Raw genomic sequence first — 19,217 nt, forward strand, 5'->3', positions numbered from 1 at the left:
AGCGTGCGATCAAGGGGCCTCTCGGTCAGCTGTCGCCGGCGCCGATCGCCTCGGCCTCTTCGAGGGAGTCCTCGACGGCTCCATCGGCTCGAACCAGGTGGCGCCGGCCCAGCACGATCACCAGCAACGCCACCAGAACGGATGCGCCGGCGGCGTAGAACGGCGTCGCCGAGCTGACGTGGTCGGCGAGCAGGGTGGCCGCGGGCGGGGCGATCGCGCCGCCGAGGAACCGCACGCCGGAGTACGACGAGGACGCGACACTGCGCGGCAGGTCGGTGGCCTCCATCACGCTCTCGGTGAGCACCGTGTTCAGCACGCCGAGCAACAGCCCGCCCACGATCACGCAGAGCACCAGTCCGGCGGCGGAGCCGACGAACAGCCCGGCGGCGGCCAGGTCGAGGGCGAGCAGGGGCAGCACGAGCCAGAGCACCCGGCTGCGGCGCATCCGCTTGGTGAGCAGGGGCGCCACCCAGACGGAGGTGACGGCGAGCGAGAGGCCCCAGCCGAAGAAGACCAGGCCGAGGCTCACCGCGCTGCCCAGGCCCAGCGGCACGAGCGCGAACGGCGTGTAGGCCAGCAGCACGAAGAAACCGATGTTGTAGAACAGGGCGGCCGCCGCGAGGATGCCGAGGCCCGGCCGGGCGAGGGCCCGGAAGGGCGCGGACACCCGGGTGGGCACGGGCTTGGGCCCCTCGGTCTTGAGCAGCACGACGATGGCGATGAAGCCCACCGCCATGAGGGTGGCGCTGCCGAAGAACGGCCCGCGCCAGCTGATGCTGCCGAGCAGCCCGCCGAGCAGCGGCCCGATGGCGATGCCCAGGCCGAGGGCGGCCTCGTAGAGGATGATCGCCGAGGAGGTCCCGCCGGCGGCGGCGCCCACGATCGTGGCCAGCGCCGTGGAGATGAAGAGGGCGTTGCCCAGTCCCCAGCCGGCGCGGAAGCCGATGATCGACTCGACGTCCTGCGACAGGCCGGCGGCGAGGGCGAAGACCACGATCAGGGCCAGCCCGATCAGCAGGGTGCGCTTGGCGCCGATGCGGCTGGACAGCCAGCTGGTGAAGAACATGGCGATCCCGGTGATGAGCAGGTAGCTCGTGAAGAGCATCTCGGTCTCGGTGGGTGTCGCGGCGAGGTCGGCTGCGATGGCCGGCAGGATCGGGTCGACGAGGCCGATGCCCATGAACGCGATCACGCAGGCGAACGCCACCGCCCACACGGCGGTGGGCTGGTGCAGGATGCTGGTGCCGGCGGGTGCGCTGTGGCCGGGGGTGGTGGTGGCCCGGATGGTCGGTTCGGCCCGGGTGGCTGCGGCCGTGGTCGGTGCGACCTGGGTGGCGGCGGCGGGTGCGCTCTGGCCGCTCATCGGGCCGCCTCCCCGGTCGAGATGGCCCCGCGAGGCAGGGCACCGAGGTGCTGGGGCGCATCCAGTTGTTCGGTGAGCGCCACCCTGTCGCGCAGAATCGCGACGGCCCGCTCGAGCGTCTCGACGTCGTCGGCGGGCAGGTCGGCGAAGTAGGGCAGCAGCGCGGCGGCCAGCTCGGTGCGCCACTTGATCAGCGCTTTCTCACCGGCGGGAGTGATGACGGTGCGGCTCACGCGGGCGTCGGCCGGATCGCTCTGGCGCTCGATCCAACCGCGGTCGACGAGGTTGCCCACCAGCTTGGTCATGGTGGGCTGGGAGACGCGGCTGAGGTCGGCGAGCTCGCCCAGGCGGATCGCGCCGGACGAGAGCAGCACGCTGAGGGTGCGCCAGACGGCCGGCGACTCGGTGCCGCGGGCGGCGCGGGCGGCCACGCGGGTGAGGCGGTGGTTGACGGAGACCAGGTCCCCAAGAATGTCGGTGAGTTCTGCGGGCATCCCCCGACTATATACATAGCCGAGCTATATATCCACCCCACCCCATGACTGGCCCACTCTTGCTAGTGCGACACCCTCCAGAACTAGCAAAACCGGGCCACCCATCACCCCGGCGCCGGTCTCCCCCGTGACTGGCCCATATTTGCTAGTTGCGACGGTACGCACACTAGCAAAAGTGGGCCACCCATGACCTGAGGCTCGGGCGCCCGCCAGGAGTGGCCCGTTTTCGCTAGTGCCCACCCCTCCCGCACTAGCGAAAATGGGCCGGTCATGAGGGGCGCGGCCGGTTCGGGCCGGGCCGGCTGGGACCGCCAGCACGCGGGGCTGTGGACAACTCGAGCACCGAACGCACGAATACGGAACAGTCTCCGCATGAGCGCACGCCACCCCCTCCCCCCAGACCTGCCGACACCGGCCTTCAGCGTCGGCCATGCCGAGCGCGCCGGGGTGCCCGCACACAGGCTCCGTGCGGCGGACCTGAACGCAGAGGTAGCCGGCATCCGGTCCTTCCGTCACGACCTGTCGCTGCCTGAACGTTGCGCGCTCTTCCAGCTGCGCCTCGCTCCGGAGAGCTTTTTCAGCCACAGCACCGCCGCAGTGCTCCACAACATGCCGGTGCCCTACGAGATGGCCACCGACGGGCGGGTGCACATCGCGTTTCCGGCCCCGCACCGCGCCCCGCACGCACGCGGCATCGCCGGCCACTCGCTGCAGGTCGAAGCGCATGACCTCATGACGCTCTCGACCGGGCTTCGAGTGACCACGCCTCTGCGCACCTGGTTCGACCTGGCGCACAGTCTCGCCCTGCTGGATCTGGTCGCCGCCGGCGACGCGCTCATCCACTGGCGGCGTCCGCTGGTGGATGCGCTCGATCTGGCGGATGCCCTCGGCCGGCCGCTCAATCGACGCGTGCGGCGCAAGCTCCGCCACGCCGGTGAGCTTCTGAACGACCGGTCGGAGTCCGCTCCGGAGTCCATCCTCCGGGCGATCCTGGAACTGGCCGGACTGCCGGTGTCCGGGGTGAATCACGTCGTGACCGACGAATTCGGTGAATTCGTGGCCCGAACCGACCTGGTCATCGATCGCTACCGGATCATTCTGGAATACCAGGGCGATTACCACCGAACGACAAAGGGCCAGTGGCGGGCCGACATGACCCGGCGAGCCAAGCTCGAGGCTCAGGGCTGGCGATTGATGGAGCTCAACGCAGACGACCTGAGGAATCCGGCCGAGCTCGTGCGGCGCATCCGCGCTCTCGCTCAGTTGCCGCGCTTGGCCACCCCGCTGGTGGGCCTGCCCTCCGAGACTTGACTCGCCCGAATCGGCTAGTGCGACAGCCCCGTCGACTAGCAAAAATGGGCCAGTCACGGCGGAGGCGACTATGGGTGGCCCGGAATGGCTAGTGCGGGAGGGGTATTGACTAGCAAAAATGGGCCAGTCATGGCGGGGGCGCCGGGCGGGGCGGGGCGGGGGCGCCGGGCGGGGCGCGGGGCGCAGGGCGGGTGGGGCCGAGGTTAACTGCGACGGGCGCCGCATCCCCGGGGGGATGCGACGCCCGTCGCTAGTGAGTCGGCTATGCCGTTACACCTGAAGAACCAACCCCTTGCGGGGAGTGATTACTTGAGGGTGACGGTGGCGCCAGCGGCCTCGAGGGAAGCCTTTGCCTTCTCGGCAGCTTCCTTCGCAACGCCCTCGAGGACGGCCTTCGGCGCGCCATCGACAACGGCCTTGGCCTCGCCGAGGCCCAGGCTGGTGAGCTCGCGCACAACCTTGATGACCTGGATCTTCTTGTCGCCAACGGCGTCGAGGATGACGTCGAACGCGCTCTGCTCTTCGACCTCTTCGGCAGCGGCGGCGGGGCCAGCGGCTCCGGCGACGGCGACGGGTGCAGCCGCGGTGACCTCGAAGGTCTCCTCGAATGCCTTGACGAACTCGGAGAGCTCGATGAGGGTGAGGCCCTTGAACTGCTCGAGCAGCTCTTCAGTGGAAAGCTTTGCCATGATTTTTCTCCTATTAGTTTCTTAGTTACTCACCGCGGTACAGGCAGATGCCTAGTTCGCGGACTCCTGCTTTTCACGCAGCGCGTCGATGGTGCGAACAGCCTTCGACAGCGGTGCGTTGAACAGATATGCGGCTCCGAACAGCGAGGCCTTGAAGGCGCCGGCAAGCTTGCCGAGCAGAACTTCACGGGACTCGAGGTCGGCGAGCTTGCCTACCTCTGCGGCGGTCAGGGGGTTACCGTCGAAGTAACCACCCTTGACAACCAGGAGAGGGTTTGCCTTGGTAAAGGCACGCAGGGTCTTCGCGACGGCGACAGGGTCACCGTGTACGAAAGCGATAGCGGACGGACCAACGAGCTCCTCGTCGAAAGACGTGATGCCGGCGTTGTTGGCCGCGATCTTGGTGAGCGTGTTCTTTACCACGGCGTACGTGGCGTCCTCACTGATGGACGTGCGCAGCTCCTTGAGCTTCGCAACAGTGAGTCCGCGGTACTCGGTGAGCAGAACGGCGGTCGAGCTCTGGAATTTCTCCTGCAGCTCGGCGACCGTTGCTTCCTTGTTCGCCATGGCGCTCCTCTAGATATTCATGTGCCGGTAGCCCGGGGCGCAGACATGAAAAAAGCCCCAGCGCAAGCGCCGGAGCTGAGGCCAGTCGATGACTGGATAACTTCGAACACCTGCGCGGGCCGTTCACGTGAATGAACCTTCGATCGCTTTTCCATTTCTGGGCAGCGACAACCGGCGGTCTTTGGCTGTTCCCCACCCTACGGGATGCGCGTCCCTCGGCGCAAATCGGCCGTCCGGGGGCCAATCCCCCAAAACTAGTTGACATAAGTCCACTATGTATTTATAGTTGACCTCTGTCAATTATTTAGCTGGAGATTCATGTCACGCCGTTCCCGCACCACCACCGCCCCGAGCCGGACCATTTCGGCCGACGGTTCAATGTCCAAACGTCAGGTCCTCGAGGCCCTGTCCGGCCTGCTGCTGGGCATGTTCGTCTCGATCCTCGCCGGAACCGTGGTCAGCACATCGCTGCCGATCATCATCTCCGACCTCAAGGGTGACCAGTCCGCCTACACCTGGGTCATCACCGCGACCCTGCTCGCCACCACGGTGTCCACTCCCATCTGGGGCAAGTTCGCCGACCTCTTCAACCGCAAGCTGCTCATCCAGCTCGCCCTGGCCACCTTCGTGATCGGTTCGGCCCTGGCCGGCTTCTCGCAGGACACCGGCACCCTCATCGGCTTCCGCGTGCTGCAGGGCCTCGGCGCCGGCGGCCTCGCCGCGCTCAGCCAGATCATCATGGCCGACATCATCAGCCCGCGTGACCGCGGCCGCTACGCCGGCCTGTTCGGCGCCGTCATGGCTGTCGGCACCGTCGGCGGCCCGCTGCTCGGCGGCGTGGTGACGGATGCCTTCGGCTGGCGCTGGAACTTCTTCATCGCCCTGCCCATCGCCATCGTCGCCATCGTTCTGCTGCAGCGCACCCTGCACCTGCCGCCGCGGGTGAAGCGCGTGGTGAAGATCGACTACCTCGGCGCCGCACTCATCGCCGGCGGCGTCTCGCTGCTGATGATCTGGGTCACCCTGGCCGGCAACGACTTCGAGTGGGCATCCGTCACCTCGTTCGTCATGGTCGCGGCCGCCGCGCTGCTGCTCGTCCTTGCCGTGATCGTCGAATTCAAGGTCCCAGAGCCGATCATCCCGCTCACCCTGTTCAAGAACCGCACCTTCACCCTGGCCACCGTCGCCAGCATCTCGGTGGGTGTGTCGATGTTCGGCACCTCCGTCTTCCTCAGCCAGTACATGCAGCTGGCCCGCGGCGCGACGCCCACCCAGTCCGGCCTGCTGACCATCCCGATGATGGGCGGCCTGCTCATCTCGTCGACCCTGTTCGGCACCCTGATCAGCCGCACCGGCAAGTGGAAGGCCATCATGGTCTCCGGCTCGGTCCTCGTGGTCGCCGGCCTCCTGCTGCTCGGCACCCTGCAGTACGACACCAACCTGGTCCTGGTCGGCATCTTCATGTTCGTGCTCGGCGCGGGCCTTGGCATGGTCATGCAGAACCTGGTCCTGGTGGTGCAGAACTCCATCGAGGTGAAAAACCTCGGCGTGGCCACCAGCGCCGTCACGTTCTTCCGCAGCCTCGGCGGCACCGTCGGCGTCTCGGTGCTCGGCTCCGTGCTCGGCACCGTCGTCGCCCAGCACATCAAGGACGGCATCACCACGCTGGCTCCGGCCGACCAGGCCGTGGCCGCGCAGACCCTCGGCTCCGGCGTCATCCCCCACGTCAGCGACCTGCCGGCCGCCATCCGCGTGGTCGTCGAGTCGGCCTACGGCTCCGGCGTCGGCACGGTCTTCCTGCTCGGCGTGCCGCTGGCGATCATCACCCTGGTGATGGTCTCGCTGATGCCGAACGCGTCGCTCGGCACCCAGACCGCCATCGCCCTGACCAAGGCCGAGGCCGCGAAGAAGTCACCGGCGAAGGTCGAGTCCGACGGCCAGCGCGAACGCGAAGGCGCCGAGGACATCCTGATCGAGGTGGGAGCCGCATCCGCCGGGCTCGCACCGGTGGGCCTGGCCCACCCGACCAACTCCATTCAGGTGCAGCCGGGCGCCGAGGGCACGTCGGGAAACCCGAGCACGGGTCGCTAGTGTGATGGTCATGACCGAGCACGGCGCATTCCCCCCGGCCGCCGGGCCCGGCGACACGGCCCCGTCGGCCGACGTCGCCGAGGCTCTGGCCGAGGTCGAGGAACAGATGATGAGGCTCGCGGCCTACGTGCGCGGCGCCGTGCGCGAGGCCGCCACCCACATCGACCCGGCCCTGCAGCCGTTCGGGCTCAAGATCCTGCGGATGCTGCGGCGCTGCGGGCCGACGCACGCCAGTGCCCTGGCGGAGTCGATGGAGGTGGATCGCAGTGTGATCAGCCGCCAGGCCCGCCTGCTCGAGGAGCTCGGCCTGCTGGAACTCGCCGCTGACCCTGCCGACGGGCGGGCCAGGTTTCTCGCGGCGACCCCGCTGGCGATCGAGAAGATGTCGGCGGTGCCCGGTGGCGACAAGAGCTTCATCCACGCCCGCCTGGCGGGCTGGCCCGAGGCCGACCTGCACGAGTTCGCCCGGTTCTTGGAACGGCTGAACTCCCCCGACGCCGCCGAGTAGCCGGTTCGGGACCGCCGCCGAGGCTCCCGCCAGCGGGGGGTACCCGGGCATCATGGAACACATGACCATCAGCACGCAGACCCCTCCCGGTGAATTCAGCGCCAGCACGCAGGACGGCACCTATCCGCGCCCCCAGCTCGTGCGCCGGCACTGGCACGAGCTGGCGGGCGCGTGGGGGTTCGCCTTCGACGACGCCGACGAGGGTGAGGGCGCACACTGGTACCGCCGGCCGCACTTCGATCGCAGCATCCAGGTGCCGTTCCCGTTTGAGTCCGCCGCTTCCGGCATTCAGGACACCGGGTTCCACCGCACGATCTGGTACGCACGCTCATTCGGCGGCGAGGCCCTGGCCGCGGCGGGTTTCGAGCAGGACCCGAGCCGGCCGCAGCGTCTGCACCTGCACTTCGGCGCCGTCGACTACCGGGCCAGGGTCTGGGTCGATTCCAGCTTTCTCGGTGAACACGAGGGTGGGCAGACGCCGTTCTCGTTCGACATCACCGATGTGCTCGATCCGGCCAAGACCGACCACACCGTGGTGGTGCGGGCGGTTGACGATCCCCTCGACGCCGCCCAGCCCCGCGGCAAGCAGGACTGGCGCCTCGAACCGCATTCCATCTGGTACCACCGCACCAGCGGAATCTGGCAGCCGGTCTGGCTGGAGTCCACGGCACCGACGGCCGTGACGCTGCTGCACTGGCTGCCCGATCGCACCGCTGGAACCGTCACCGCGCGCGTCACCCTGAACCGGCGTCCGCCGGCCGGCAGCGTCCTCTCCTATGCCCTCACGTTCGAGGGTGCACCGGTGGCCGAGCTCAGCCACCCCGTGACGGAGGCCGTCTCCAGCGCGACCATCGTGCTTCCGGCGCGGGCGAACGGGCAGGCCTACGAGGAGTTGCTCTGGAGCCCGGAGACGCCGCGGCTGATCGATGCCACCGTGCGGCTGACGACGGCGGGAACGGCCGTGGACGAGGTGCATTCCTACCTCGGGCTCCGGTCCGTCGCGGCGACCGGGGGCCGCTTCCTCCTCAACGACAGGCCGTACTACGTGCGGTCGGTGCTGCAGCAGGGCTACTGGCCGGAGTCACACCTGGCCAGCCCGTCCCCGGCGTCCTTGCGCCGGGATGTCGAACTGATCAAGGACCTCGGGTTCAACGCCACCCGGGTGCACCAGAAGATCGAGGATCCGCGCTTTCTCTACTGGGCCGACCGGCTGGGCCTCCTGGTCTGGGGCGAGGCACCCGGCGCCTTCGGTTTCAGCGCGGACGCCATGCGGCGCACCACCCCGGAATGGACGGCCGTGCTCGAACGCGACCTCTCGCATCCGTCGATCGTCACCTGGGTGCCGATCAACGAGAGTTGGGGGGTGCCGCACCTCGCCCACGACCCGGCGCAGGCCGCCTTCGTGCGGGCCCTGGCCGCGCTCACCCGCGCGATCGATCCGACCCGGCCGGTCGTCTCCAACGACGGCTGGGAGCACGTGGACTCCGACATCCTGACGGTGCACGACTATGAGGCGGATGGCCCGGTGCTGGCCGCCCGCTATCGGGACGATGCGGCGCTCACCCGGTTGCTCGCCGGGGCAGGCCCGGCCGGCCGGCGCCTGGTGCTCCCCGGCCAGGACTCGACGGGACGACCGGTGCTGCTCACCGAGTTCGGGGGCATCTCCTTTCCCCGGGAGGGCGCCGAGAGTGCGGCCTGGGGGTATTCCAGCGCCGGCTCCACGGATGACTTCCTGGCCCGCCTGACCGCCGTGCTGGCCGCAGTGCACGAGAGCACCGCCCTGGCGGGGTTCTGCTACACCCAGCTGACCGACACCCGGCAGGAAACCAACGGATTGCTGGATGAGGACCGCGTGCCCAAGGCCCCGATCGATCGGTTGCGGGCGCTCATCCGCCACGGCCGGCCGGACTGAGCCGGCTCAGGCCAGCGGCAACACCACGCGGAAGCTGGTGCGCCCCGGCCGGCTGTCCACGGTGACCTCGCCGCGGTGGGCGAGAACGACGGCCTGCACGATGGCCAGACCGAGGCCGGTGCTGCCGCCGGTGCCGCGGAACCTGGAGCTGTCCCCGCGGGCGAACCTCTCGAACAGGGTCGCCCGGAGGTTCTCCGGAATGCCCGGGCCGTCGTCGGTCACCGTCACCACCGCACGCTCGCCCTCCACGCCCAGCGCCACCTCCACTCGGGTGCCTGCGTCGGTGTGCACGCGGGCGTTGGCGAGCAGGTTGGCGAAGACCTGGTGCAGGCGCGGACCGTCACCCGCCGCCAGCACCGGCTCCTCGGGCAGGTCGAGGTCCCAGGTGTGGTCTGGGCCGGCCGCATGGGCGTCGCTGACCACGTCGACGAGCAGGCTGGTGAGATCCACCGGCGCCTGTTCGAGTTCGCGGCCCTCGTCCAGGCGGGCGAGCAGCAGCAGATCCTCGACGAGTCCGGTCATCCGCACCGATTCCGATTCGATCCGGCCGAGCGCGTGGATGGCGTCCGGCGGCAGCTGCTGGCCGCTGCGCCTGGTGAGCTCTGAGTAGCCGCGGATCGAGGCGAGCGGGGTGCGCAGCTCGTGGCTGGCATCCGCCACGAACTGGCGCACCTTGTGCTCGCTGGCCTGCCGGGTCTCGAGGGCGATGTCGACGTGGTCGAGCATGCGGTTCAGCGCGGAGCCCACCCGGCCGACCTCGGTGCGGGGGTCGGTGTCCGCGGCCGGAACCCGGTCGACGAGCGCCACCTCGCCCCGGTCCAGGGGCAGTTCGGAGACCCGGGTGGCGGTGGCAGTCACCCGCTGCAGCGGGCGGAGGGCCAGGCGCACGATCGCGGTGGCCAGGAACGCCACGAGCACGATCCCGATCAACGACACGATGGTGATGATGATCGCCAGCTGGGCGGCGGTGCCGGTGACGCTGGCGACCGGCAGGCCCACCAGGTACAGCGCGCCGGACCTGGCGGTCTCGGCCAGGACCCGGTATTCGCCGACGTCGCCACCGAGGTCCACGCTGAACGGCACCGAGGTGCCGCCCTCGCGCACCGCGCTGTCGAGTTCGGAGACGAGTTGGCTGACCTGGTCGTTGTTGAGCGCCACGACGGCACCGGTGTCGTCGGTGTAGCCGGCCGAGACCGTGCTGCCGTCGTAGACCAGGGCCAGGGTGCCGGGCGGCTGGGACGGCCCGTTGAGCACGTCGCTGGCCGTTGGCGTGCCGAGGCTGAAGTCGGTGCCGTTGGGCCGCCCACCGCTCACGACCACGCTCGAACGTTCGGCGGCGCTGGTGACCTGCTGGTCCAGGCCGTCCATCAGGCTGGCGCTGAGGATGGCGACGCTCACCACCCCGATCACCAGGCTCACCAGGGCGAGCATGGCGACCATCGCCACCACCAGGCGGCGGCGCAGCGTCCAGGGGGCGCGACCGCTGCGGGTGGGGATGATGCGCTCGTCGACGGCCGGCGACCTCGGTGCCATCAGGCGATCTTCAGCATGTAACCGGCACCGCGCACGGTGTGGATCATCGGTTCGCGGCCGGCATCCACCTTCTTGCGCAGATAAGAGATGTAGATCTCCACAACCGAGGACTTGCCGCCGAAGTCGTAGCTCCAGACCCTGTCGAGGATCTGCGCCTTGCTGAGCACCCGGCGCGGGTTGCGCATCAGGAAACGCAGCAGTTCGAACTCGGTGGCGGTCAATTCGATCTGGTCGCCCGCGCGGAACACCTCATAGCTGTCCTCGTCGAGGGTGAGGTCGCCCACGGTGATTCGGGGGTCGGTGGAGTCGGACACGGCCATTGTGGAGCGGCGGATGAGCCCGCGGAGCCTCGCGACGACCTCCTCCAGGCTGAACGGCTTGGTCACGTAGTCGTCGCCTCCGGCGGTGAGGCCGGCGATGCGGTCGTCGAGGGAGTCCTTGGCGGTGAGGAAGAGCACCGGCGTTTCGTAGCCATCCGCCCGCACCCGCTGGAGCACCTGCAGGCCGTCGATGTCGGGCAGCATGATGTCCAACACGATGGCGTCCGGTCGGAACTCGCGGGCCAGGGTGATCGCCGCCCGGCCCTCGCCGGCCGTGCGCACCTCCCAGCCCTCATAGCGCAGCGCCATCGAGAGCAGGTCGGTGAGAGTGGGTTCATCGTCGACGACCAGCACCCGGATCGGGGAACCGTCGGCCTTGCGAAGGCGAGGTCCGTGGGCCGACTGCTCGTGTGCTCGTGTGCTCATGAGGCAAGTATCCGTGCCTTTCCTATGAACCGGCTATGCGTTGCCCACGGTGACTCTGTGAGCGGGCCGCGCGCCGGACCCTTGGCTGATTCATAGGCAGCCCATAGTGCCGCCATAACCGCGCTGCCTAACTTCGAACCCATGAAGGCGGGATCCTCCCTGCCCGGACTGGAGAATCGATGTTTGTCACCTATTTGCGACGAGAACTGGCAGGTCGCCGCAAGCAGACCGCCATCGTCGCCATCGGCATGGCGCTCGCCATCGCCCTGGTCATTATCGTCAACGCCGTGTCGAGTGGAGTGCAGCTGGCGCAGTCCACCGTGCTCGCCTCCGTGTACGGGGTGGGCACCGACATCACCGTGAGCCAGACCCCCGCAGCGCCCACCGAGGGCGAAGCGGGCACCGGTGGCCCGCAGAACTTCGATTTCGGCGCGGATGACGGCGCCACCACCGACGGCACCACCACCGTCAGCCAGGCCAGGTTGTCGGTCGACCGCGGCGCGACATCCTTCGACGCCGCGGCCCTGGACACCGTCGGCGGCATCGACAACGTCTCGGCCGCCGCCGCGACCCTCTCGCTGAGCAACACCACCTTCGACGGCGCCCTGCCCGAGCGCTCCCAGACCGGCACCGGCACGGCGCCGACCGGTGACGATGCCGGCGCCGGCGGCACCCCGCCCAGCGGCGGTCCGGATGGCGCCGGCGGCAGCTCGTTCAGCGTCGACTCCTTCACGGTGCTCGGCCTCGACCCCGCCGATGAGGCCGTCGGCCCGCTGTCCGCCGTGAGCCTCACCGACGGCCGCAGCCTGGAGAGCGGCGACGCCGGCACGAACGTCGCCGTCCTCGACGCGAGTTACGCCACCACAGCCGAACTCGTCGTGGGCGACACCGTCGCCATCGCGGGGACCGATTTCGCCATCGTCGGCCTGGTCAGCGCCTCCAGCGCGGATGCGGCGACCGCCTCCAACGTCTACATCCCCCTCGACGTGGCCCAGACCCTCTCCGGCCTGACCGATCAGGTGACCGACATCTACGTGCAGGCCGCCTCGTCCACCGACATCGACCAGATCCAGACCGACGTCGAGACCGCCCTGCCCGACGCCACCGTGCAGACCCAGTCCGACCTTGCCTCGAGCGTCTCCGGGTCGCTGTCCAGCGCCTCCGACCTGGTCAAGAACCTCGGCCTGTGGCTGTCGCTGATCGTGCTGGCCGCCGCGTTCCTGATCGCCATCCTGTTCACCATCTCGGGCGTCACCCGGCGCACCCGTGAATTCGGCACCCTGAAGGCGATCGGCTGGTCCAACGGCCGCATCGTGCGGCAGGTCGCCGGCGAATCGCTCGTGCAGGGCCTGATCGGCGGCGTCGTGGGCATCGCGGTCGGCCTCATCGGAATCCTCGTGATCAACCTGGTCGCGCCCACGCTCACCGCGGGTGCGGCGGCCACCGAAGCCACCGCCATGGGCGGCCCCGGCGGTGGCGGCGGCGGGTTCGGCCAGCAGGCGACGGAGGCCGTCACCTCCGACATCGTGCTCCAGGTGCCGGTGACCCTCTCGGTGATCCTCATCGCTGTGGGCCTGGCCGTGATCGGCGGCCTGCTCGCCGGGGCCGTCGGCGGCTGGCGCGCCTCGCGCCTGCGCCCGGCCGAAGCGCTCCGCAGCATCGCCTGATGCGCCCCCGACGATTTCACTTCGCGAGAAAGAACAGACTCCCCCATGTATGAACTGACGAACGTCACCAAGAAATACGATCAGGGCAAACGCTCCGTCACCGCCCTCAACAAGGTCAGCCTCACCATTCCCGACGGCCAGATGGTCGCGATCCAGGGTCCCACCGGCGGCGGCAAGTCCACGCTGCTGCAGATGCTGGGCGCCCTCGACCGGCCCACAGAGGGCACCGTGGAGCTCGGCACGTCGAATCTGTCCAAGCTCGGCGACGGGCCGCTCGGCAAGATCCGGGCGCGGGAGATCGGTTTCGTGTTCCAGGGCTTCAACCTGATTCCCACCCTCACGGCGCAGGAGAACGTGGAGACCGCACTCGCCCCGCTGGGCATCAGCTCGGCCGAACGCACCTCCCGCGCCACTGCGGCGCTGGCCTCGGTGGGCCTGGGCGAACGCGGCAGCCACCTGCCGGCCGAGCTCTCCGGCGGCCAGCAGCAGCGGGTGGCCATCGCCCGTGCCCTGGTGAAGGAGCCGGCCGTGCTGCTGGCCGACGAACCGACCGGCAACCTCGACGAGCAGACCAGGGACGAGATCATGGACCTGCTCGAGGGCCTGTGGCGGGACCGCGGGCTCACGCTGATCGTGGTCACCCACGACACCGCCGTGGCCAAGCGGGCACAGCGTCGTCTGCTGATCAAGCAGGGCGTGGTGAAGGAGATCAGCTGAGCGACGTCGGCTGAGGGCGCACGCGCCCGCCCGCCGGATCCCTCGAGGATCCGGCGGGTCTTCTCGGTGACTTTCCCGCAGCGGGCCGGTGGATGCACGGCGAGGTGTCGGCCGGCGCCGCCCGCACGGAGCAGAATGGAAGACGTGTCCCATTCCCTGCTGTCCCTCTTCGAGCTGGACGAGCAGATCCCGGCCTCTCCGACCTTCCCGGCCGGCGCCGCCGTCTCGGCTGTCGCCTCCGCCGCACCGACCCTCGCGCACCTCGGCCGCATCGTGGCCGACTCCACCGACCGGGTCGCCTGGCTGCGGGCCCGCAGCCAGGGCATCACCGCCACGGATGTCGCCAAGCTCGCCACGGAGAAGTCGGTGCACACAGCCGCCAGGGAGAAGATCAACGGCAGCGGATTCGGCGGCAACCCGTATACCGACCACGGCCGGGCCAGGGAGCCCGAGATCGCGGCCTGGGTGCTGGCCAACTATGGCATCGAGCCGAGCACCAACCTGTTTCACGCGGCCGGTCAGCTCCGTCACCTGGCCACCCCCGACGGCCTGGGCCTGGTGACGAACGGTGTCTTCGAACTCGCTGAGATCAAGACCACCAGCAAACCGTGGCGCAGCATCCCCCGCTCCTACCTGCGGCAGATCTGGTGGCAGCAGTACGTGCTCGGCGCCGACCGCACCCTGCTGGTCTGGGAGGAGCACGACAACTTCGTGCCCAGGAGCGCGGTGCCCGAATGCCGCTGGATCGACCGGGACGACGACCAGATCAGCATTCTGGTGGGCTTCGCCGATCAGCTCATCGACCTGCTCAACCACCAGCGGGAGCGCGAACGCGCCGATGCGCCACCGCCGTACGACTACGGTCGGTGAGCCGCCGGTCATCATCTGATTCTTCTCGACCGAAATAAGTCGACCGGTGTGATTAGATTGACCAATGATCGACATAAGTCGCGGAGATGCGCTCGGCTCCACCGGCACGAGTGATCTTTTCCAGATCCTGCGCGACGGCCGCTCCCGCACGCGCACCGAACTGGCCGCCCTCACCGGGCTCGCCCGTTCCACCATCGCCCTGCGCATCGACTCCCTGGTCAAGCTCGGACTCGTCGGGCCCACCGGCGACGCGCCGTCCACCGGTGGCCGGCCGTCCTCCCAGGTGGCGCTGGCCACCGGCATGAAGATGGTGCTCGGCGTGGACATCGGCGCCTCGCACGTTCGTATCGCGGTCAGCGATCTGACCGGGCGCCCCCTGCACGAGGTGAGCACCGACATCGCCGTGGCCGACGGACCCGACGCGGTTCTGGGCTGGGTGATCGAGGCCGGCGACGCACTGCTGCGCGATTCCGGCCGCCCCGCGGCAGACCTGCTCGCCATCGGGGTGGGCCTGCCCGGTCCGGTCGAATACAGCAGCGGCCGGCCGATCAACCCGCCGATCATGCCCGGCTGGGACAGGTTCGACGTGCGCGGCACCCTGGCGGCGCATTTCCACGTTCCGGTGCTGGTCGACAACGACGTGAACATCATGGCGCTCGGCGAACGCGAGACCGCGTGGCCGGAGGTAGACCACCTCATCTTCGTCAAGGTGGCCACCGGCATCGGCTCCGGCGTGATCTCCGGCGGCATCCTGCAGCGCGGCGCTCAGGGTATCGCCGGCGACATCGGCCACGTGCGGGTGCAGCGCGGGGCGGATGTGCCCTGCCACTGCGGCAACCGCGGCTGCCTGGAGGCCCTGGCATCCGGTCCTGCGCTGGCCCATCAGCTGCGCGACAAGGGACTGGACATCAGCACGAACCAGGACGTGGTCGACCTGGTCAAACGCGGCAACCTCATCGCCATCCAGGCCGTGCGGCAGGCCGGCCGGGACCTCGGTGAGGTCCTCACCGCCTGCGTGAGCCTGGTCAACCCGTCGGTCATCGTGATCGGGGGTTCGATGGCGCAGGCCGGCGAGCACCTGATCGCCGGCGTGCGCGAGGTGGTCTACACACGGTCGATGCCGCTGGCCACCCAACACCTGCAGATCACCCAGTCCGGCGCGGGACCGGATGCCGCCGTGATCGGGGCCAGCATGCTGGCCATCCATCACGCCCTCTCCCCTGCCCGGGTGGACGCGATGGTGCTGGACCTGATGGAGACCGCCGCGCTGGCCAAATAGGGCCCGGCCGCGGCCCGCGTCAGCGGCTGCTGAACGCCGCGTCGAACGCCGCCGCGGGCGGGTCGAACGCGAGGGACCGCACGAAGGCGAGGGCCTCGGGGGCGCCGATCAGCCGATCCATGCCGGCGTCCTCCCACTCCACCGAGATCGGCCCGTCGTAGCCGATGGTGTTGAGCATGCGGAAGCTGTCTTCCCAGGGCACGTCGCCGTGGCCGGTGGAGATGAAGTCCCAGCCGCGGCGCGGATCGGCCCAGGCCAGGTGCGAGCCCAGCCGGCCGTTGCGTCCGTTCACCATGCGCTTCTTGGTGTCCTTGCAGTCCACGTGGTAGATCCGGTCCTGGAAGTCCCAAAGGAAGCCGACCGGGTCGAGGTCTTGCCAGACGAAGTGACTCGGGTCCCAGTTCAGCCCGAACGCCTTCCGCTGGCCGATGGCCTCGAGGGTGCGCACGGTGGTCCAGTAGTCGTAGGCGATCTCGCTGGGGTGCACTTCGTGCGCGAACCGCACGCCCACCTCGTCGAAGACGTCCAGGATCGGGTTCCACCTGTCGGCGAAGTCCTGGTAACCGGCGTCGATGGCGGCCTGCGACACCGGCGGGAACATGGCCACGTACTTCCAGATCGACGAGCCTGTGAAGCCGATCACGGTCTTCACCCCGAGCTTCGCGGCCAGCCGGGCGGTGTGCTTCATCTCCTCGGCGGCCCGCTGCCGCACCCCCTCAGGATCGCCGTCTCCCCAGACCACGTCGGGCAGGATATCCCGGTGCCGCTGGTCGATCGGGTCGTCGCAGACCGCCTGACCCTTGAGGTGATTGGAGATGGCGTAGACCTTGAGGTTGTTCTTGGCCAGGATGGCCAGCCGATCGGCGACGTACGCCTCGTCGTCCCAGCGCCAGGGATCCAGGTGGTCGCCCCAACAGGCGATCTCCAGCCCGTCGTAGCCCCAGCCGGAGGCCAGCCTCGCGACTTCTTCGAACGGAAGGTCGGCCCACTGGCCGGTGAACAGGGTGACGGGACGGGGCATCGGGGTTCTCCTGGGGCTCGGTGGAGCTGAACTGGTCTGGTCGAGGTCAGTGTGCTGGGGTCAGGGCCGGCCGGCAAGGGCCGGTTCGGCATCACCGGTCGTGGTCCAGGCGCTGCCGGCGTCGGCGCTCTGCTCAACGGCGGCGAGCACCCTCTGCACCTGCAGGCCGGCCGCGAAGGACGGCTCCGGCTGGGTGCCGGCCACGATGGCCTCCACGAAGTCCTTCGCCTGGTGGGTGAAGCCGTGCTCGTAACCGAGCATGTGGCCGGCCGGCCACCACGCGGCGAGGTAGGGATGCTGCGGTTCGGTCACCAGGATGCGGGTGAAGCCCCGCGTTCCTTCCGGCGCGGTGGCGTCGTAGAAGCCGAGGGCGTTGAGGTCTTCCAGGTCGAACGACACCGCCCCGCGAGACCCGGCGACCTCGATCCGCAGGGCGTTCTTGCGCCCGGTCGACATGCGGGTGGCCTCGAACGACCCGAGCGCCCCGCCGTCGAAGCGTCCGGTGAACAGGGCCACGTCATCCACGGTCACCGCGCCGCGCTCGGCGGCGGCGGTGCCGCCCAGCCCGGCGGAACTCGCCAGCAGCGGACGCTCGGCCACGAAGGTCTGCATCACCCCGCTCACGCTGGTGAGCCGCTGCCCGGTGATGAACTGGGCCAGGTCGATGGCGTGGGCGCCGATGTCGCCGAGTGCGCCAGAGCCGGCCAGGTCTTTCTGCAGGCGCCAGGCCAGCGGCACCTCGGCGTCGACCAGCCAGTCCTGCAGGTAGGCGGCCCGCACCTGGCGGATCTCGCCGACCGCGCCGGACGCCACGAGGTCGCGGGCCAACGTGGCGGCAGGGACCCGGCGGTAGGTGAAGCCGACCATGGCGAACACGCCGTGCTCGGCGGCCCGCGCCGCGGCATCCGCCATGGCCTGGGCCTCGGTGGCGGTGTTGGCCAACGGTTTCTCGCAGAGCACGTGCTTGCCGGCCGCGAGCGCGGCGACGGCGATCTCCACGTGGCTGTGGCCGGGGGTGACGATGTCGACGATGTCGATGTCGTCCCTGGCCACGGCTTCGCGCCAGTCGGTGCTCGTCTCGGTCCAGCCCCACTTGTCGGCGGCCGCGCTGGTGGTCTGCGCGTTCCGGCCCACCAGCAGGGCCATCTCCGGCCGGGCCGGCAGGTCGAAGAACCGCGGCGCGACCCGCCAGCCCTGGGAGTGGGCCGCTCCCATGAAACCGTGGCCGATCATGGCGATACGAAGGCTGGGCGTGTCCACGGGTCCTCTTTTCTTGGGGCGGACGGGTCAAGAATGCACACGGGTAGTGCGAATTGGGTGGTGCCGGATGCCCGCGGCCGGAACCGCGGGCATCCGCTCGTTAGGACTCGAACGCGCTCGGCAGGTACTTGTCGACGTTCTCGCTCGTGACCACGGGGGCGTCCAGCACGATCCGGCCGGGCACCTCCACCTCCACGAGGTCGCTCATCGCCTTCTCCTGCACCAGCAGCCGCGCGAGGCGGATGCCGTCTGCGGCCTGGGTGGACGGGTAGATGACGGTGGCCTGCAGCACGCCGTCGCCGGCCTCGATCTCCCGCATGGCGTTCGCCGAGCCGGCGCCGCCGACCATGATGAACTCGTCACGTCCGGCGGCGTCGATAGCCGCGAGCACTCCGATGCCCTGGTCGTCGTCGTGGTTCCACAGGGCGTCGATCTGGGGAGCCGCAGCCAGCAGCTGGGAGGCCGCGGCCTCGCCGCCCTGCACTGTGAAGTCGGCCGCCACCCGGTTCGAGACCGACAGGCCGCAGTCGTCCAGGGCGTCAGCGAAACCCTTGCTGCGGTCCTGGGTCAACGGCAGCGAGTCGATGCCGGCGATCTCCGCCACCACGGCATCCGGGTTGTCGCCCACCTCCTCGCAGATGTAGGTGCCGGCGCTCACCCCCATGCCGTAGTTGTCGCCGAGGATCGTGGTGCGGGCGGCAAAGGTGCTGGAGAATTCGCGGTCGACGTTGATGACCGGGATCCCCGCCTCCATGGCCTGGATGGCCACCTCGGTCAGGGCCGCGCCGTCGGTGGGCAGCAGCACGATGGCGTCCACCTTGTCGTTGATGAAGCCTTCGACCTGGCTGATCTGCAGGTTGGCGTCGTTGGTGCCTTCGGCCACCCGCAGGTCGATGTCCGGGAACTTCTCCGCTTCGGCGAGCGCCGCGGAGTTGATCGCTCCGAGCCAGCCGTGGTCGGCGGCGGGGCCCGAGAAGCCGATCACGACGGTGTCGCCGGATTCGGCGTTTCCTTCCACCGACGCGTTGCTGGGCTCGTCACTGGTGTCGGTCGTGCTGCCGGGGGTGCAGGCTGCCAGCAGACCGACCACGGCGAGCGAGGTGCCGGCGGCCAGGAGCATCCTGTGTCGCCGGGGGCGTGATGCGTGCATGTGGTCCTCCTAATTGGTGATTCGCAGTATTCGCCAACG

General features: G+C 69.3%; 17 protein-coding genes. 8 read left to right on the forward strand and 9 right to left on the reverse strand.

Features of this window, described 5'->3' with window-relative positions; all coding sequences use genetic code 11:
• Positions 1-25: 25 nt before the first annotated feature.
• Together ACEN2M_RS05525 and ACEN2M_RS05530 are read right to left on the reverse strand one after the other, a co-directional pair.
• The gene (locus ACEN2M_RS05525) at positions 26-1,363 is read right to left on the reverse strand and encodes an MFS transporter (RefSeq protein WP_441647135.1); all 1,338 of its coding nucleotides are present in this window, start codon (positions 1,361-1,363) and stop codon (positions 26-28) included.
• Entirely contained in the window at positions 1,360-1,857 is a 498-nt protein-coding gene (locus tag ACEN2M_RS05530) for a MarR family winged helix-turn-helix transcriptional regulator (protein WP_441647136.1), read from the reverse strand. Before ACEN2M_RS05530 ends, ACEN2M_RS05525 begins: the two co-directional genes overlap by 4 nt.
• A 372-nt stretch (positions 1,858-2,229) precedes the next feature.
• Here ACEN2M_RS05530 and ACEN2M_RS05535 point away from each other — a divergent pair, with 372 nt between their 5' ends.
• The gene (locus tag ACEN2M_RS05535; protein WP_441647137.1) at positions 2,230-3,168 is read left to right on the forward strand and encodes a hypothetical protein; all 939 of its coding nucleotides are present in this window, start codon (positions 2,230-2,232) and stop codon (positions 3,166-3,168) included.
• A 305-nt stretch (positions 3,169-3,473) separates the two neighbouring features.
• Here the strand turns inward: ACEN2M_RS05535 and rplL are convergent, their stop codons facing one another.
• Both rplL and rplJ read right to left on the reverse strand, forming a co-directional pair.
• Positions 3,474-3,857 (reverse strand): 50S ribosomal protein L7/L12, encoded by a 384-nt coding sequence (gene rplL / locus ACEN2M_RS05540; protein WP_066592329.1) that lies wholly within the window; start codon positions 3,855-3,857, stop codon positions 3,474-3,476.
• A gap of 51 nt (positions 3,858-3,908) precedes the next feature.
• Positions 3,909-4,424: a 50S ribosomal protein L10 gene (gene rplJ, locus ACEN2M_RS05545; protein ID WP_130177228.1), complete on the reverse strand. Its 516-nt coding sequence runs from the start codon at positions 4,422-4,424 to the stop codon at positions 3,909-3,911.
• Positions 4,425-4,802: 378 nt separating this feature from the next.
• Between rplJ and ACEN2M_RS05550 the strand changes: the two genes are divergently transcribed.
• From ACEN2M_RS05550 to ACEN2M_RS05560, 3 genes are all read left to right on the forward strand, one after another.
• Positions 4,803-6,515, forward strand: coding sequence for an MDR family MFS transporter (locus tag ACEN2M_RS05550; RefSeq protein WP_441647198.1), 1,713 nt, complete (start codon positions 4,803-4,805; stop codon positions 6,513-6,515).
• A 10-nt stretch (positions 6,516-6,525) separates the two neighbouring features.
• Complete coding sequence (locus ACEN2M_RS05555) at positions 6,526-7,023, forward strand: MarR family winged helix-turn-helix transcriptional regulator (protein WP_441647138.1); 498 nt, start codon at positions 6,526-6,528, stop codon at positions 7,021-7,023.
• A 61-nt stretch (positions 7,024-7,084) separates the two neighbouring features.
• Positions 7,085-8,935 carry a glycoside hydrolase family 2 TIM barrel-domain containing protein gene (locus ACEN2M_RS05560; protein ID WP_441647139.1) on the forward strand — a complete coding sequence of 617 codons (1,851 nt, stop codon included), beginning with the start codon at positions 7,085-7,087 and terminating at the stop codon, positions 8,933-8,935.
• A 6-nt stretch (positions 8,936-8,941) separates the two neighbouring features.
• On the opposite strand, the gene ACEN2M_RS05565 is transcribed toward ACEN2M_RS05560, so the two are convergent.
• Together ACEN2M_RS05565 and ACEN2M_RS05570 are read right to left on the reverse strand one after the other, a co-directional pair.
• Complete coding sequence (locus ACEN2M_RS05565) at positions 8,942-10,468, reverse strand: ATP-binding protein (RefSeq protein ID WP_441647140.1); 1,527 nt, start codon at positions 10,466-10,468, stop codon at positions 8,942-8,944.
• Positions 10,468-11,214, reverse strand: coding sequence for a response regulator transcription factor (locus ACEN2M_RS05570; protein ID WP_441647141.1), 747 nt, complete (start codon positions 11,212-11,214; stop codon positions 10,468-10,470). The genes ACEN2M_RS05565 and ACEN2M_RS05570 overlap by 1 nt, the downstream gene beginning before the upstream one ends.
• Positions 11,215-11,393: 179 nt before the next feature.
• On the opposite strand from ACEN2M_RS05570, the gene ACEN2M_RS05575 reads away from it, so the two are divergent.
• The 4 genes from ACEN2M_RS05575 (at position 11,394) to ACEN2M_RS05590 (ending at position 15,747) form a co-directional block, all read left to right on the forward strand.
• Positions 11,394-12,881, forward strand: coding sequence for an ABC transporter permease (locus tag ACEN2M_RS05575; protein ID WP_441647142.1), 1,488 nt, complete (start codon positions 11,394-11,396; stop codon positions 12,879-12,881).
• A gap of 45 nt (positions 12,882-12,926) precedes the next feature.
• Positions 12,927-13,598, forward strand: coding sequence for an ABC transporter ATP-binding protein (locus ACEN2M_RS05580; protein ID WP_441647143.1), 672 nt, complete (start codon positions 12,927-12,929; stop codon positions 13,596-13,598).
• A 144-nt stretch (positions 13,599-13,742) separates the two neighbouring features.
• Positions 13,743-14,468, forward strand: coding sequence for a YqaJ viral recombinase family protein (locus ACEN2M_RS05585; protein WP_441647144.1), 726 nt, complete (start codon positions 13,743-13,745; stop codon positions 14,466-14,468).
• A 64-nt stretch (positions 14,469-14,532) separates the two neighbouring features.
• On the forward strand, positions 14,533-15,747 hold the full coding sequence (locus tag ACEN2M_RS05590) for an ROK family protein (RefSeq protein ID WP_441647145.1): 1,215 nt from the start codon (positions 14,533-14,535) through the stop codon (positions 15,745-15,747).
• 19 nt (positions 15,748-15,766) lie between these two features.
• Here ACEN2M_RS05590 and ACEN2M_RS05595 read toward each other — a convergent pair whose 3' ends face one another.
• The 3 genes from ACEN2M_RS05595 to ACEN2M_RS05605 all read right to left on the reverse strand — a co-directional run bounded on the left by ACEN2M_RS05595 (position 15,767) and on the right by ACEN2M_RS05605 (position 19,178).
• A complete protein-coding gene (locus tag ACEN2M_RS05595) occupies positions 15,767-16,768 on the reverse strand; it encodes a sugar phosphate isomerase/epimerase family protein (protein ID WP_441647146.1) in 1,002 nt (333 codons plus the stop codon).
• A gap of 60 nt (positions 16,769-16,828) precedes the next feature.
• Positions 16,829-18,001: a Gfo/Idh/MocA family protein gene (locus ACEN2M_RS05600; RefSeq protein ID WP_441647199.1), complete on the reverse strand. Its 1,173-nt coding sequence runs from the start codon at positions 17,999-18,001 to the stop codon at positions 16,829-16,831.
• 127 nt (positions 18,002-18,128) lie between these two features.
• The gene (locus tag ACEN2M_RS05605; RefSeq protein WP_441647147.1) at positions 18,129-19,178 is read right to left on the reverse strand and encodes a substrate-binding domain-containing protein; all 1,050 of its coding nucleotides are present in this window, start codon (positions 19,176-19,178) and stop codon (positions 18,129-18,131) included.
• Positions 19,179-19,217: the final 39 nt, after the last annotated feature.

It is taken from the genome of Cryobacterium sp. W22_MBD10_FK3 (genome assembly GCF_052113745.1).
Lineage (GTDB): Bacteria > Actinomycetota > Actinomycetes > Actinomycetales > Microbacteriaceae > Cryobacterium.